We start from the raw sequence: 12130 nt of genomic DNA, 5'->3' as shown, positions 1-12130 counted from the left end.
TCCGGTAACCAAACGTTCAACTGAGTTCGCCGAGTTGGTTCGGCGAGTCTCCACCGTGTCCGAGCCACAGAGCGACGCAGTCGTCGAGGTCGAGTTCCGCGTCACCGACGACCGGTACCCGCTGGTCTCGATACCGGAGCGCCTCGACTGCCGGACGCGCGTCGAGCAGATCGTCCCCAGAGGAGACGACACCTACGCCATCTTCCACTGCTTCTCGGGGGCGACCGCCGCGGAAGTCCTCGCCTGCATCGAGGAGTACGACAGTCTCGAAGCGCGGACGATGGACGCCAGCGACGACGGCGGCGTCGTGGAAGTCGTCGTGAGCGAACCCGCCGACCACTTCGTCGTGACGCTGACCGACGCGGGCGCGATTCCCCGCGAACTCCGGAGTCGGGACGGCGAGGCCCGCATTGTCGCGGAGGTGCCGACGGTCTATCGCGTCTCGACGGTCGTGGAGACCTTTCTGGAGACCCACCCGTCGGCGGAGGTCGTCGCGCGCCGCCAGAAGGACCACGACGTGCCGGTGTTCACCCGCCGGGAGTTCGCGACGGCCGTCTCCGAGCGACTGACCGACCGCCAGCGCGAGGTACTGGAGGCGGCGTTCGTCGCGGGCTACTTCGAGTGGCCCCGCGGCGAGTCCGGCGAGGAGGTCGCCGAACGACTCGGCGTCACCAGCACGACGTTCTCACAGCACCTCCGGGCCGCCGAGCGGAAGGTGTTCGGTATCCTCGTGGACGAGTGGGAGTAGAGAGCGCGCCTCACGGGTTGTTGTTGGCGTACGTCGTCTGTGGAATCTTCGGCAGGAGCCACGACAGGAAGGCGTCGGGACTCCGGGTCTGGAGCCACACCCGGCCCGGCCCCTCGAACCGACAGACCAGTCCCTCGCCCGAGAGAATCGTGGATTTCAGGCCCGCGACCCGGCGAACCGCGAAGTCGGCGCTGGCCTCGAACGCGACGATGTGGCCCGTGTCCACGGTGTAGCTCTCGCCGTCACTCAAATCGACCGCCTTGATGGCCCCGTAACTCGATACGAACAGCGGGCCGGACCCCGAGACCCGGAGCAAGAAGAGGCCCTCGCTCCCGAAGAACGTCTTCGCGCCGCCGAACTCGGTGTCCACGTCGAGTCCGGTGTCGCCCGCGACGTACGACCCCGACTGGACGTAGACGGTCTCGTCGGACAGGTCTTCGTGAGCCACGTCGCCGGGCAGGGGCGGCGCGAGCGTCAGGTCGCCCTCGCCGCCCGACGCGGCGAACGTGTTCTGGAAGAAGCTCTCGCCGCCGAAGACGCTCCGACGGAGCGACGTGAGGAACCCGCCGGTCGCGTTCGTGTCCATCGAGACGTTCTCCCCGTGACTGACCATCGCGCCGCCCTCCGCCCGTATCTCCTCGCCGTCTTCGAGCGTGACGTTCAACAGCGAGTACGCGGGGCCGGATTCGATGTCGTGTCGCATACCCGGAAGACGCCGGACTGCGTGTAAGCCCTTCGGGCCAGCGCGAGCGAGGTAGGTCCCGCGCCGGATAACAGAACCCTCCGACAGGAGTATCGTTTTGCCAATATTTTTATACTCCAGATATATAGTGTGGTTCGTGACAGATAGAGACAATGACGTACTCGAAGAACTCGCTGGACTCCCGAGTTTCTACCACCCGACAGCGTCGCCGGACGGCGACGAGGTGGCGCTGTACTACGACGTTTCGGGACGCAACGAGTTGCACCTCGTGAACGTCGAGACGGGGGAGATGCGGCAGGTCAGCGACGGCGAGGTGCCGCGCAACGCCCAGTGGTACCTCAAGTGGAGCGCCGACGGCGACCGAATCTTCTACCACGACGACGAGGGCGGCGACGAGCAGAACGACGTGTTCGCCATCGACCGCGACGGCGAGGTCGAATCCGTGGTCGAACTCGACGGCCAGACGCGTCTCGCCGACGTGGGCGAGGACGGCGAGACCCTACTGGTCGGCTCGTCGGCGGACGGCCAGATGAACCTCTATCGCCACGACCTCGAATCGGGCGAGACGACCAAGATAACCGACTACGAGCGCGCGGTCGGTGGGGGGACGCTCTCGCCCGACTGCGAGCGCGTCGCCTACACGACCAACGAGTCCGAGGAGTTCGCCAACGCGGACGTGTACGTGGCGAACGCCGACGGGAGCGACCCCCGAAACCTCGACATCGGCGAGACCGGGGCCGAGGCGTCCCCCGCCGACTGGGGACCGGAGGGCGAGCGCCTGCTGGTCGGCGACAATACCGAGAACTTCGAGCGATGCGGCGTCTACGACCTCGACGCAGAGGCGGTGACGTGGTTCGGCGACGCCGACGCCGACGAGAGGCCGGTCGGCTTCTTCCCGGACGGCCAGCGGATTCTCGCCAAGCGGACGCGCGACGCCGCCGACGTGCCGGTCGTCTACGACGTGGAGACCGGTGAAGGCCGCGAGTTGGACCTGCCCGACGGGGTGGCGGTGTTATCGAGTTTGGACCAGACGAACCCCTTCCTCGGCGACGACCGGGTTCTCGTCATCCACGCCACGCCCGACAGTCGGCCCGAACTGCTGGTCTACGACCTCGAAGCCGACGAGTACGAGACGCTGGTCGAAGCCGAGTACGGCGCGTTCGACCCCGACCGGTTCGCCGACGCCGACTACTTCCAGTTCGAATCGCACGACGGACTCGACATCGGCGCGCTACTGTACGACTCCGGCGAGCGACCGTCGCCGCTCGTCGTGAACCCTCACGGCGGCCCGCGCCACGCCGACAAGCGCGGGTGGGGACTCTACACCCAGTTCCTCGTCTCGCGGGGCTACAGCGTCCTGAAGGTCAACTACCGCGGTTCGACCGGGCGCGGCCGGGAGTTCGTGGAACGACTCTACGACGACTGGGGCGGCGGCGAGCAGGAAGACATCGCCGAAGCGACCCGGCAAGTCACCGACAAGGATTGGATAGACGAGGACCGCGTGGTCGTCTTCGGCGGTTCTTACGGCGGGTACTCGGCCTACTGGCAGATGGTGCAGTACCCGGAACTCTACGCCGCGGGCATCGCGTGGATCGGGCTAACCGACCTCGAAGAGATGTACGAGAACACGATGCCCCACTTCCGGACCGAACTGATGGAGAAGTATCTGGGCACTCCCGACGAGAACCCGGACCTCTATCGGGAGCGCAGTCCCGTCGAGTACGCCGAGAATCTGGACGCGCCCCTCCTGATGCTCCACGGCGTCAACGACAGCAGGGTTCCGGTCTCGCAGGCCCGCATCTTCCGGGACGCGCTACTGGACGCTGACTTCGAGGAGGGCGAGGAGGGCGACTTCGAGTACGTCGAGTTGGGCGAGGAGGGCCATTCCTCGTCGGACATCGACCAGAAGAGACGCACGTTCCGGACGCTCGACGACTTCCTTCAGCGTCGGCTTCCGGAGGCGACAGCGAGCGCCGAGCAGTAACGCCGCGTCCGCTTCGCGCCCGGCGGCGAGTCAGTCCGACTCCTCGAACCGGTGGCCGCAGTTCGGACACTCGCAGTCCGAGTCGGCGACGGCCTCCGGCCGATTCCGTACTTCTTCGTAGCCGGACACGAGGATGCTCGCCGGGAGCGCGAACAGGCCGATGCCCCCGAGTGCGGTCAGGCCCGCGAGGAGACGACCGAGCGGCGTGACCGGCACCACGTCGCCGTAGCCGACCGTGGTCAGCGTGACGACCGCCCACCACATCGCGTCGGGGATGGACGCGAAGGTGTCGGCTGATAGTTCGGCGTAGTACATCAGACTGGACGAGACGAGGAAAACGAGCGCCGCGACGAGGACCGCGATTTGGAGGTCGGCGCGCCGGGCGCGCACGACCCGGACGAACCGCTGGCGCGACCGCCAGAGCGCCGACTCCCGAAACAGGCGGAGGAACCAGAAGAGCCGCACGACCCGGACGAACCGGAGGTCAAGCGCCGCGATGCCGAGGAGAACGGGCAGAATCGCCAGCAGGTCGGCGACGGCGTAGGGGTTCGCGAGGAACGCGAGACGCCCCCGAATCGGTCCCTCGTAACCGGGTCTCGCGGGCGACGACCAGAACCGCAGTAGGAACTCGACCACGAACACCGCCACCGAAATCGCCTCGAACAGACGGAACGCCGTCCGGTAGCGTGCGTACAGCGGGTCCACGGTCTGGAGGACGACGGCGGCGACGTTGAGCAGAATCAGCGCGCCGACGACGCCGTTGACCGCGCCGCTCGCCCGACTGTCGGTCGCGGGGTCGAAGGCGGCCGCGACGCGGCGCTTCGGACTCCGAGTCATGCCGCGGGGTACGACGGACGACGTAAAACGACTGGCGACGAGCGGGACGGACCGACAACGAGCGAGAGGAACTGGGAGGGACGAGAGGGACTGGCGACGAACGAGACGGTCGGTCCGGTCGGCGACCGGTCGCGCTACCCCTCCTCGACCAGTCCGTCCACCAACTTCGTGAACCGGTCCACCATGCGCTCGGGGAGCGACGGCGTAATCTCCCGGAGGAGGGCGGCAGTTTCGTCAGGTCGGGCGGGTTCGAGGTAGACCCGGTTGCCCTCCCGCCGTTTTTTCACGAGGTCGTCGTCGGTCAGGTTGTCGAGGTGCCACTCGACGGTACTCCGGGCCACGCCGAGTTCGTCGGCGAGCGCGGCCGGGGTCGTCTCGCCCGCGTCGAGGAGGTGGGCCAGCAAGTCGCGGGCGGTCTCGCGCCGGAACACCGCGAGCGCCGACCGCTCCCAGTCGTCGTACCCCGGCGGGTAGAGGTGGGTCCGGCCCCGAATCTCGTCGGCGACGACCGACTCGTCGGCGCGGAGGCGCTTGAGGTGGTACTGGACCTGCCCCGGCGCGAGGTCCAGCGCCCGGACGACCGCGTTGAAGTGGACGCCGGGGTTGGCCCGCACGTGGTCGGCGATGGTGCGACGCGTCGCGTTCATCGGTCGGCCTCCTCGGTGGGGGGATTCTCATCGCGGTCTTCGGTCCGGCGCTCGTCGGGAGGAGTGCCGCCGTCGCTCCGGAGCGAGGGCGACGAGTCGGCGGGGTCGCGGTCGCTCCCGGCGTCCGCCGACCGGCGCACGCGCCGGGCGTCGTACACCGCGGCGACGACGAGCGCGGCCATCGCCGCGTCGAGGCCGTGTTCCAGCAAGTGGTGCGAACCCTCCGCGAGCGCGCCGGTCAGCGACAGCGCCGCGACGCCGGTGCGGGCCAGCAGGGTCCCCAGCGCGAGCGTCACCAGCAGGTACGACCGCGAGCGCCGCCGGACGAGCGCGGCCAGCGCGAGACCGACGAGGACGGCCGACCCGACCCCCGCCAGCGCGAGGAGGGCGACGAACGCGAGGTCCACCCCGCCGTGACCCGCCGCGAGGGGCGTCGGCGATACCGGTGGTCGTTGCATAGAGTCGCTTACTCGCCCGAGCGGTTTACCGATTCTGCTCGCGCCGCGGGTGGGTGGCGTTGAACTTCGGAACGCGAGCGTTTTCGGCCGCAATCGCGGGTTGTGAGCGTTCGGAACAGTTCGCCGAATCGAACGATGTCGGTCGTTTAACCCTCGAAAGCGCGTCCGTGGAGACGAGAATGACGCGCCAACCAACCGATTCGGACGGGCGGTCACGACGGGCGCTCCTCGGGGGCGTCGCCGCGGCGCTGACGACGAGCGCGTTCGGGAGCCTCGGCGTTCGCGGGGCGGGCGACGAGCCTCGACCGAAGCGACAGGAAGGCGGCGTGCGCGCGAGGCGAGCCTTCCGGTTCGGCGGCCGCGAACAGGGCTGGTACGGTCGCGCGCCGGAGTCCATCGACAGGGAGTCGGTGGCTGGCGTGGCGAATCCGACGCTCCGACTCGAACCCGGCGCGGTGTACGAGGTGACGTGGGAGAACTTGGACGGACTACCGCACAACTTCGCGTTCCGGGACGCCGAGGGGAGCTACCTCCCGGTCATCCTGCCGGAGGGGGCCGACGCCGAGGCCACGCCGGTCGAGAACGCGACCGGCGGCAACGCGACCGGCGACGCCGGGACCGGCGGCGACGCGACGACCGCCGAAGGAGGGACGACGCGAGGAGACACCACAGGAACGGCGACGACCGGCGACAGCGCGGTCGCGCTCCCGGAGAACGGCATCGAGCAGACCGAGATAATCCGCCAGCAGGGGGCCGACCAGACGTTTCGGTTCGTCGCGGTCCCGGAGATAGCGACGTACCTCTGCGTCGTGCATCCCGAGCGGATGGTCGGCGAAGTGGTGGTCGGCGGGTCGGGCGAGAACGAGTAGGAGAACGGAGAACCACGGAGAACCGCGACGACCTCTTTCAGTCGAGCATCCGCGGGCGTTGCAGGTACTGCTTCATCCCGTCGGCCGCGCGGAACGCGAGCGCGCCGACGGTCCCGGTCGGGTTGTAGCCGCTGTTGTGCGCGAACGCGGACGCGCCGGGGATGAACAGGTTCTCGGCGTCCCAACACTGGAGGTAGCTGTTCACGACCGACACGTCCGGGTTCGGTCCCATGACGGCCCCGCCGGTGTTGTGGGTGGACTGGTAGGGTCGGATGTCGTAGTCGCCGCCCTCGCCGATAACCTCGTCGCTGTAGCTCATCCGGTCGGGGTCCATCGCCTCCATTATCTCGCGGCACTTCTCGCCAGCGTACTCCGCGAGTTTGCGGTCCTGTTCCTTCCAGTTGAACGTCATGCGCAAGAGCGGGTCGCCGTGTTCGTCGGTGTACGTCGGGTCGAGGTCGAGGTAGTTGTCCGCGTAGGGAAGCACCGCGCCCTGCGCGGAGATGGACAGCGAACTGTTGAAGTAGTTCACGCTGGCCCGTTTGAACTCCGACCCCCAGTTTCGCTCGACGCCCGGCGGCACCGGGTTGTTGACGATGGGTCTGCGGCCGGTCTGGGTGATGGCGATGTTGCCGCCGTGGAGGAAGTCGAGGCCGGTGTGGTCGAAGTTGTCGCCGTTGAAGTCGTCCACGGCCGCGCCGAGCGCGCCCGCCCCCATGTAGAGGTTCCACTGCTCGTCGTCCCAGTAGCCGGTCGCGCTCCCGCCGAAGTTCTGATAGCAGTAGTTCTTCCCGACGTTGCCCGAGTCCTGCGGGTTCTCGGGGTCGTAGGGTTCGCCGATGTCCGAGAGCAACAGGAGTCGAACGTTGTGCAGGACGTACGCCGTGAGCGCGACGGTCTCGGCGGGTTGGACGTACTCCTCGCCCGTCACCGTATCGACGTACTGGACGCCCCTGACTCGGCCCTCTCGGGCGTCGTAGAGGAGCCGCCGAACGTCGGCCTGCGTCCGGAGTTCGAAGTTGCCGGTCTCCTTGGCGACCGGCAGGGCAGTGACCGTCGGGTCGGCCTTCGCGCCCCACTCGCATCCGAACCGCTCGCAGTACCCGCAGTACTGACAGGCCCCGCGGGACACGCCGTCGGGGTTGGTGTACGCCTCCGAGAGGTTCGCCGACGGCGACATGAACGGATGGTAGCCGAGGTCGGCCGACGCGTCCATAAACCGCTCCAAGGGCGGCGTGGTCTTCATCGGCGGGGTCGGGTAGTCCTCCGCGCGCGGTCCCTCGAAGGGGTTGCCGGTGTCCCGTATCTCGCCGTCGAGATTGCCCGCGGTGCCCGAGATGCCGCACAGCTTCTCGAATTCGAGGTAGTAGGGCCGCAACTCGTCGTAGGTGATGCCCCAGTCCTGCAGGAGCATGTCCTCGGGAATCTTGTCCCGGCCGTACCGGTCGATGGTCTTCGACCGAATCTGGAAGTCGTAGGGCAGGAACCGCCACGTCTGGCCGTTCCAGTGGACGCCCGCGCCGCCGACGCCCTTCCCGAGGAGGAACGACCCGAGGCGGCGCATCGGCAGGGCCTCCTCGTCGGGCGTGTTGCGGAACGTGACGGTCCCCTTCGAGAGGTCCTGCATCAGTTCGTAGCGGAGCGCGTACCGCAGTTCGTTGTGCATCGTGAGGTAGTCCTGCGGACTCCGCTCGCCGCCCCGTTCCAGACTGACAACCTGATTGCCGTCCTCCGCGAGTTCCTTGGCGACGATGCTCCCAGTCCACCCCGCGCCGACCGTCACCACGTCCACCGGGTCGAGTTGGGTCGCCATCAGCTACCGCCCCCGTCCGAATCGTCGTCGCGCTCGTGGTGGCCCTCGTCGTCCTCGTCGGAACCGTCTTCGAGTTCGTAGCGCGGGCCGTGGCTGTGGCTCGACTGGACGCCCTCCGACGAGTCGGTCCCCGATTCGATGCCGAGCGACTCCACGTCGTCCTCCACGTCGCGGGGCGGGATGCGAATGAACTCCCCGCGGTCGATGAGGTCCCGATAGCTCCCGAGCGCGCCGGGCGAACCGGGGAACCGCTTCATCCGCCAGCCGTCCATGTTCCGGTTGCCGTCGTACATCGGGTCGCAGTACATCCCCTCCAAGGTGTTGAACCGGAGCAGTCGGAAGAACTCCTCCGGTTCGATGGACCGGAAGGTATCGACCTCGTTGTCGTCCAAGGCCGCCAGCACCTCGTCTTTCTGCTCGTCGGTCAAATCGAGGAAGCTCTTGCCGTACTCTTCGCTGGTGTACTCCTCTACCCAGTCGAGGGAGTACTCGTACACCTCGGCGGGCGTGAGCCGCGACTGCCACCCCTGATTGGGCTTCGCGCCGTCGTAGCGGTTCACGAACGGCTCCTCCATGTACCAGTCCGACGCGACGCCGAACTCGCTGTTGAGTTGCTCGTCGATGAAGTAGACGACGCCGAGTTCGACCGCGCCCGGACCGACCTCGTCGGCGGGCATGATGCGCGCGGCCATCGCCTGCACGAGTCTGGCCTGCGTGATGTCGAAAAACTCCAAGCCCTCCTCGTCCACGCCCGCGTCACCGCCCGGCGTCTCCTGTGCGCGAGTTCGATCGCCCTCCTCTCCTCTGGCGGTCGCGACCGCCTGCCCGGCCAGCATCATGGCACCGCCTGCCAGTCCGGTGTTGCCCATGAACGAGCGTCGCGTGAAGTCGAATCGCGGTTCCTCCTCGTCGTTCGGTTGGTCTCGCACGAAAGTTCCCCCGCTCGGGGTGAGAGGGAGACCGAATTAATACCGTACGTCTGTTGTTACCGTTTCACATATTACGGATTCGTTTTCTTTTCGTCCAACATTTTCTCCACCCGGTTTCTCACGCGCAATTCGAGTTACGGCACGAAAGTCACGATCTAACACGATACAACGGGCCGTGAATAATCCAACAGACGACCGCTCACGGCCGATTTCGCGGCGCACGAGCGAATTGCTGTGAACGATGTGAACAGTTGTCGATTTTTATTCCGGCGGGCGAGGTAGAGCGGGCGGAATGAACGTACCGAAAGCGGGGCGTCTGAGAGTCGTACTGTGCGTACTCGGACTGGTAGTCGCGTCAGGGGGCGCGGGCGCGGTGCTGGCGGACACCGGGGCGAAACGAGTCGCGGACGGCGGCGCGGGCGCGGCGAGCGCGGCCCACGGGAGCGCGGCCGGGGCCGCGGCGCTCGCGCAGGCCGACGGCGCGCAAAACGACTCGGGCAACGAGAGTCGGCGGTCCGTGCTAGTCCGGAGCGCGGCGGTGACTGTCGGCGACACGAGGGTCGGGGTCGAGGAGGCCCTCCTGACGGTCAGGCGGGGAACCGGCTCGCTTTTCGTCAAGACGCTGACGAGCCAGAACCCCGACGAGGACGCGAGCGTCACGAACCTCCGGGTCGCCGTCGGCGAGCGGTTCGTCCGGCGACTCGCGAGCGGCGCGTCGGGATTCGAGGGCGCGCAGTACGCCGTCTCGGTCGGTCGCGTCGCGGTCGGGTCGCTCGAATACCGGCCCGGCACCGCCGTCCTCCGAGGAGTCCTCGGGGCCGCGCCAGCGCAGACCGAGGCGAACGAGACGACCGAACCGGGCGCGGACCGGAGCAGTTTCACGGTGACGAACTTCACCGGGCCGGAGACCGTCCCGGTGGGCGAGCAGTACACCGTGAGCGCGCGCGTCACCAACCCCGGCGGGCAGAACGGCACCGAAATCGTGCGCTACGAGTTCGGCGACGTGAGCCTCGGCCGACAGGTCGTCCGACTCGCGCCGAACGCCTCGACGAACGTGACGTTCCAAGTCTCGTCGGCGACGTTGCCCGACTCGCCGGGCACCTACACCCACTCGGTGCAGGCGTTCGACAGCAACGCGACGGCACCGATTCGGTTCGTCGCGGCGAACGCCACGGGCGGAAACGGGACCGCCGGAAACGACTCCGCGGCGAACGCGACCCGACCGCTCGTCGGCGCGTGAGCGACAGCGGAAACGCCGGTGTGACGTGGGGCGTCGGGGACGCCCCGCGGCGCGGACGTGACCCGAGGAGCGCCCGCCGCTCCGCGACACAAAGCGCGTCGCTCGGGGCGTCAGGCGAGTCGCGGGTCCGAAGCCTCGATTTCGGTGTCGCACCGGGGACACCGAAAGCGCGCGCCCTCCTCGGAGACGAACTTTCTGGTCGGACCGACGTACCAGCAGTTCGGACACCGCCGAATCGAGAGTCGAATCACGTCGAGAGAGACGGGAGCGACGAAGAAAAGCGAGTCGCCCGCGGGACGCCCGTGGCCGACGACCACGCGGCGACCCGTCGGGACACGCGACGCGACCAGTTCGCCGCGCAAGACAGCGGAAATTCCGGTGTGACGAAGCCGACGAATCGCATGCAGGCACCGGCCGGGACAGCGGAAAGACCGGTGTGATAGACAGCGGAAAGACCGGTGTGATAGACAGCGGAAAGGTCGGTGTGACGGACAGCGGAAGCGACGGTGTGGTGCGCGGGAGAGAAACAGCGGAAACACCGGGGTGACGCCGAGCGACGACGGCGACGGCCGAGGAGTTCGCCGACCATCTCGCGACGACGTACGACTACGACGCCCGGCCGCTGTGAGGCGACCAGACGCGACTGGACGACTTCTGAGCGATTCGACCGAAGCCGTGCCCGGACTTTCTTGAGGCCGGGCTTCGACGCTCCCGATATGCCCTCCGACATTCGGCGCGTTCCCGTCTCGTTCGGCGTCATGGCGGTTCTCCTCGTCGGCGTCGCGTACCTCGACTTCGGCGTCGAGCGATTCGCGGGGTGGAGTCTCCTGAATCTGCTGGTCGCCGTCACCGCGACCGGCGCGCTCGCGGCCGCGTGGTGGTTCGACGGACGACGGCGACTCGCGCCCCTCGGCCTCGCCGTCGGCGTCTTCGCCTTCGCGTTCGGCGTCACCGGCGGGTCGATGGGGTGTTACGGCGTCGAGTACCCGCCGAGCGCGGACTACGGCGCGACCTACGACTGGGCGAGCAACACCCTCTCGTTCGGCGAACACACCGACGGGTCGAACCACCGGTGTTTCGCGACGCCGAACCGGGCGGTCCTTTTCGTCGGCTACGCGCTCGCCAGCCTCGGCGCGGTCGAACTGGGCGAGTAGGCTCCTCGGCGCGGTCGAACCGGGCGGACTCCTCGGCCACCGGCCGAACTCACCGCAGGACCAACGTTTACGTTTCGTAGCGTCGTGGGGGAAGATATGTCTACGGTAGCCATCGTCGGCGGCGGACCGGCTGGACTGAGCGCCGGACTGTTCACGGCGAAGAACGGACTCGAAACGGTCGTCTTCGACACCGACGAGACGTGGATGCACAAGGCCCACCTGTTCAACTACCTCGGCATCCGGTCAATCGACGGCGAGGAGTTCATGACTATCGCCCGCGGGCAGGCGACCGACCGCGGCGTGGACCTCCGGATGGGCGAGGAGGTCACGGGCGTCGAGGAGACCGGCGACGGCTTCAGCCTCACGACCGACGAGGGCGACTACGACGCCGAGTACGTCGTCTTCGCCACCGGGACCGACACGGAACTCCCCGAATCGCTCGGCTGTGAGGTGGACGACGACGGTCTCGTGGAGGTGGACCTCTCGATGCAGACCAGCGTCGAGGACGTTTACGCCACCGGCGCGATGATTCGCAACCAAGAGTGGCAGGCGGTCATCTCCGCGGGCGACGGCGGCGCGGCCGCTCTCGACATCCTGAGCAACGAGAAGGGCGAACACTTCCACGACTTCGACACCCCCGCCGACGTACCGAGTCTGAGCGACCTGCCCGACGACGAAGCGGAAGGGGAGTAGCGACGGGAAAGGCGGGACGACGCGAGCGAGAGACGAGCGAGAGACGAACCGACGC

At 67.7% G+C, this 12130-nt stretch carries 13 protein-coding genes; 6 read left to right on the top strand and 7 right to left on the bottom strand.

The annotated features are described in order from the left end of the window. Positions 1-55 precede the first annotated feature (55 nt). Positions 56-748 (top strand): bacterio-opsin activator domain-containing protein, encoded by a 693-nt coding sequence (locus EPL00_RS17745; RefSeq protein ID WP_162224255.1) that lies wholly within the window; start codon positions 56-58, stop codon positions 746-748. Between the two features lie 10 nt (positions 749-758). Here the strand turns inward: EPL00_RS17745 and EPL00_RS17740 are convergent, their stop codons facing one another. Continuing rightward, positions 759-1451, bottom strand: coding sequence for a TIGR00266 family protein (locus EPL00_RS17740; RefSeq protein WP_135854218.1), 693 nt, complete (start codon positions 1449-1451; stop codon positions 759-761). A gap of 136 nt (positions 1452-1587) precedes the next feature. Between EPL00_RS17740 and EPL00_RS17735 the strand changes: the two genes are divergently transcribed. After that, positions 1588-3435, top strand: a complete 1848-nt coding sequence (locus EPL00_RS17735) for a S9 family peptidase (protein WP_135854219.1) — start codon at positions 1588-1590, stop codon at positions 3433-3435. Between the two features lie 30 nt (positions 3436-3465). Here the strand turns inward: EPL00_RS17735 and EPL00_RS17730 are convergent, their stop codons facing one another. From EPL00_RS17730 to EPL00_RS17720, 3 genes are all read right to left on the bottom strand, one after another. Further along, positions 3466-4272 (bottom strand): ion transporter, encoded by an 807-nt coding sequence (locus tag EPL00_RS17730; RefSeq protein WP_135854220.1) that lies wholly within the window; start codon positions 4270-4272, stop codon positions 3466-3468. 134 nt (positions 4273-4406) lie between these two features. Beyond that, on the bottom strand, positions 4407-4919 hold the full coding sequence (locus EPL00_RS17725) for a winged helix-turn-helix transcriptional regulator (protein WP_135854221.1): 513 nt from the start codon (positions 4917-4919) through the stop codon (positions 4407-4409). Continuing rightward, entirely contained in the window at positions 4916-5377 is a 462-nt protein-coding gene (locus tag EPL00_RS17720) for a DUF7471 family protein (RefSeq protein WP_202932687.1), read from the bottom strand. The genes EPL00_RS17725 and EPL00_RS17720 overlap by 4 nt, the downstream gene beginning before the upstream one ends. A 179-nt stretch (positions 5378-5556) precedes the next feature. Between EPL00_RS17720 and EPL00_RS17715 the strand changes: the two genes are divergently transcribed. Continuing rightward, positions 5557-6246, top strand: a complete 690-nt coding sequence (locus EPL00_RS17715; protein ID WP_135854222.1) for a cupredoxin domain-containing protein — start codon at positions 5557-5559, stop codon at positions 6244-6246. Positions 6247-6283: 37 nt separating this feature from the next. On the opposite strand, the gene EPL00_RS17710 is transcribed toward EPL00_RS17715, so the two are convergent. Both EPL00_RS17710 and EPL00_RS17705 read right to left on the bottom strand, forming a co-directional pair. Further along, positions 6284-8059, bottom strand: a complete 1776-nt coding sequence (locus EPL00_RS17710; RefSeq protein WP_135854223.1) for a GMC family oxidoreductase — start codon at positions 8057-8059, stop codon at positions 6284-6286. Next, the gene (locus EPL00_RS17705) at positions 8059-8988 is read right to left on the bottom strand and encodes a gluconate 2-dehydrogenase subunit 3 family protein (protein ID WP_135854224.1); all 930 of its coding nucleotides are present in this window, start codon (positions 8986-8988) and stop codon (positions 8059-8061) included. Before EPL00_RS17705 ends, EPL00_RS17710 begins: the two co-directional genes overlap by 1 nt. A gap of 292 nt (positions 8989-9280) precedes the next feature. Between EPL00_RS17705 and EPL00_RS17700 the strand changes: the two genes are divergently transcribed. Further along, entirely contained in the window at positions 9281-10228 is a 948-nt protein-coding gene (locus EPL00_RS17700) for a CARDB domain-containing protein (RefSeq protein WP_135854225.1), read from the top strand. 110 nt (positions 10229-10338) lie between these two features. On the opposite strand, the gene EPL00_RS17695 is transcribed toward EPL00_RS17700, so the two are convergent. Then, positions 10339-10545 (bottom strand): hypothetical protein, encoded by a 207-nt coding sequence (locus tag EPL00_RS17695; RefSeq protein WP_162224254.1) that lies wholly within the window; start codon positions 10543-10545, stop codon positions 10339-10341. 399 nt (positions 10546-10944) lie between these two features. Here EPL00_RS17695 and EPL00_RS17690 point away from each other — a divergent pair, with 399 nt between their 5' ends. Together EPL00_RS17690 and EPL00_RS17685 are read left to right on the top strand one after the other, a co-directional pair. Next, positions 10945-11382, top strand: a complete 438-nt coding sequence (locus tag EPL00_RS17690; protein ID WP_135854227.1) for a hypothetical protein — start codon at positions 10945-10947, stop codon at positions 11380-11382. Between the two features lie 96 nt (positions 11383-11478). Beyond that, positions 11479-12075, top strand: a complete 597-nt coding sequence (locus tag EPL00_RS17685) for an NAD(P)/FAD-dependent oxidoreductase (RefSeq protein WP_135854228.1) — start codon at positions 11479-11481, stop codon at positions 12073-12075. The last annotated feature ends 55 nt before the right edge of the window (positions 12076-12130 follow it).

Origin of the sequence: Halorussus salinus (assembly GCF_004765815.2) — an archaeon.
GTDB classification, from domain to species: Archaea; Halobacteriota; Halobacteria; order Halobacteriales; family Haladaptataceae; genus Halorussus; species Halorussus salinus.
Note: the sequence above shows the minus strand (reverse complement) of the source record. Positions and strands in the feature narration are given on the sequence as shown.

Coding starts and splice junctions, on each gene's coding strand:
- EPL00_RS17710 (WP_135854223.1), bottom strand. CDS start 8,059: ATGGCGACCCAACTCGACCCGGTGGACGTGGTGACGGTCGGCGCGGGG.
- EPL00_RS17690 (WP_135854227.1), top strand. CDS start 10,945: ATGCCCTCCGACATTCGGCGCGTTCCCGTCTCGTTCGGCGTCATGGCG.
- EPL00_RS17720 (WP_202932687.1), bottom strand. CDS start 5,377: ATGCAACGACCACCGGTATCGCCGACGCCCCTCGCGGCGGGTCACGGC.
- EPL00_RS17725 (WP_135854221.1), bottom strand. CDS start 4,919: ATGAACGCGACGCGTCGCACCATCGCCGACCACGTGCGGGCCAACCCC.
- EPL00_RS17685 (WP_135854228.1), top strand. CDS start 11,479: ATGTCTACGGTAGCCATCGTCGGCGGCGGACCGGCTGGACTGAGCGCC.
- EPL00_RS17730 (WP_135854220.1), bottom strand. CDS start 4,272: ATGACTCGGAGTCCGAAGCGCCGCGTCGCGGCCGCCTTCGACCCCGCG.
- EPL00_RS17700 (WP_135854225.1), top strand. CDS start 9,281: ATGAACGTACCGAAAGCGGGGCGTCTGAGAGTCGTACTGTGCGTACTC.
- EPL00_RS17740 (WP_135854218.1), bottom strand. CDS start 1,451: ATGCGACACGACATCGAATCCGGCCCCGCGTACTCGCTGTTGAACGTC.
- EPL00_RS17715 (WP_135854222.1), top strand. CDS start 5,557: ATGACGCGCCAACCAACCGATTCGGACGGGCGGTCACGACGGGCGCTC.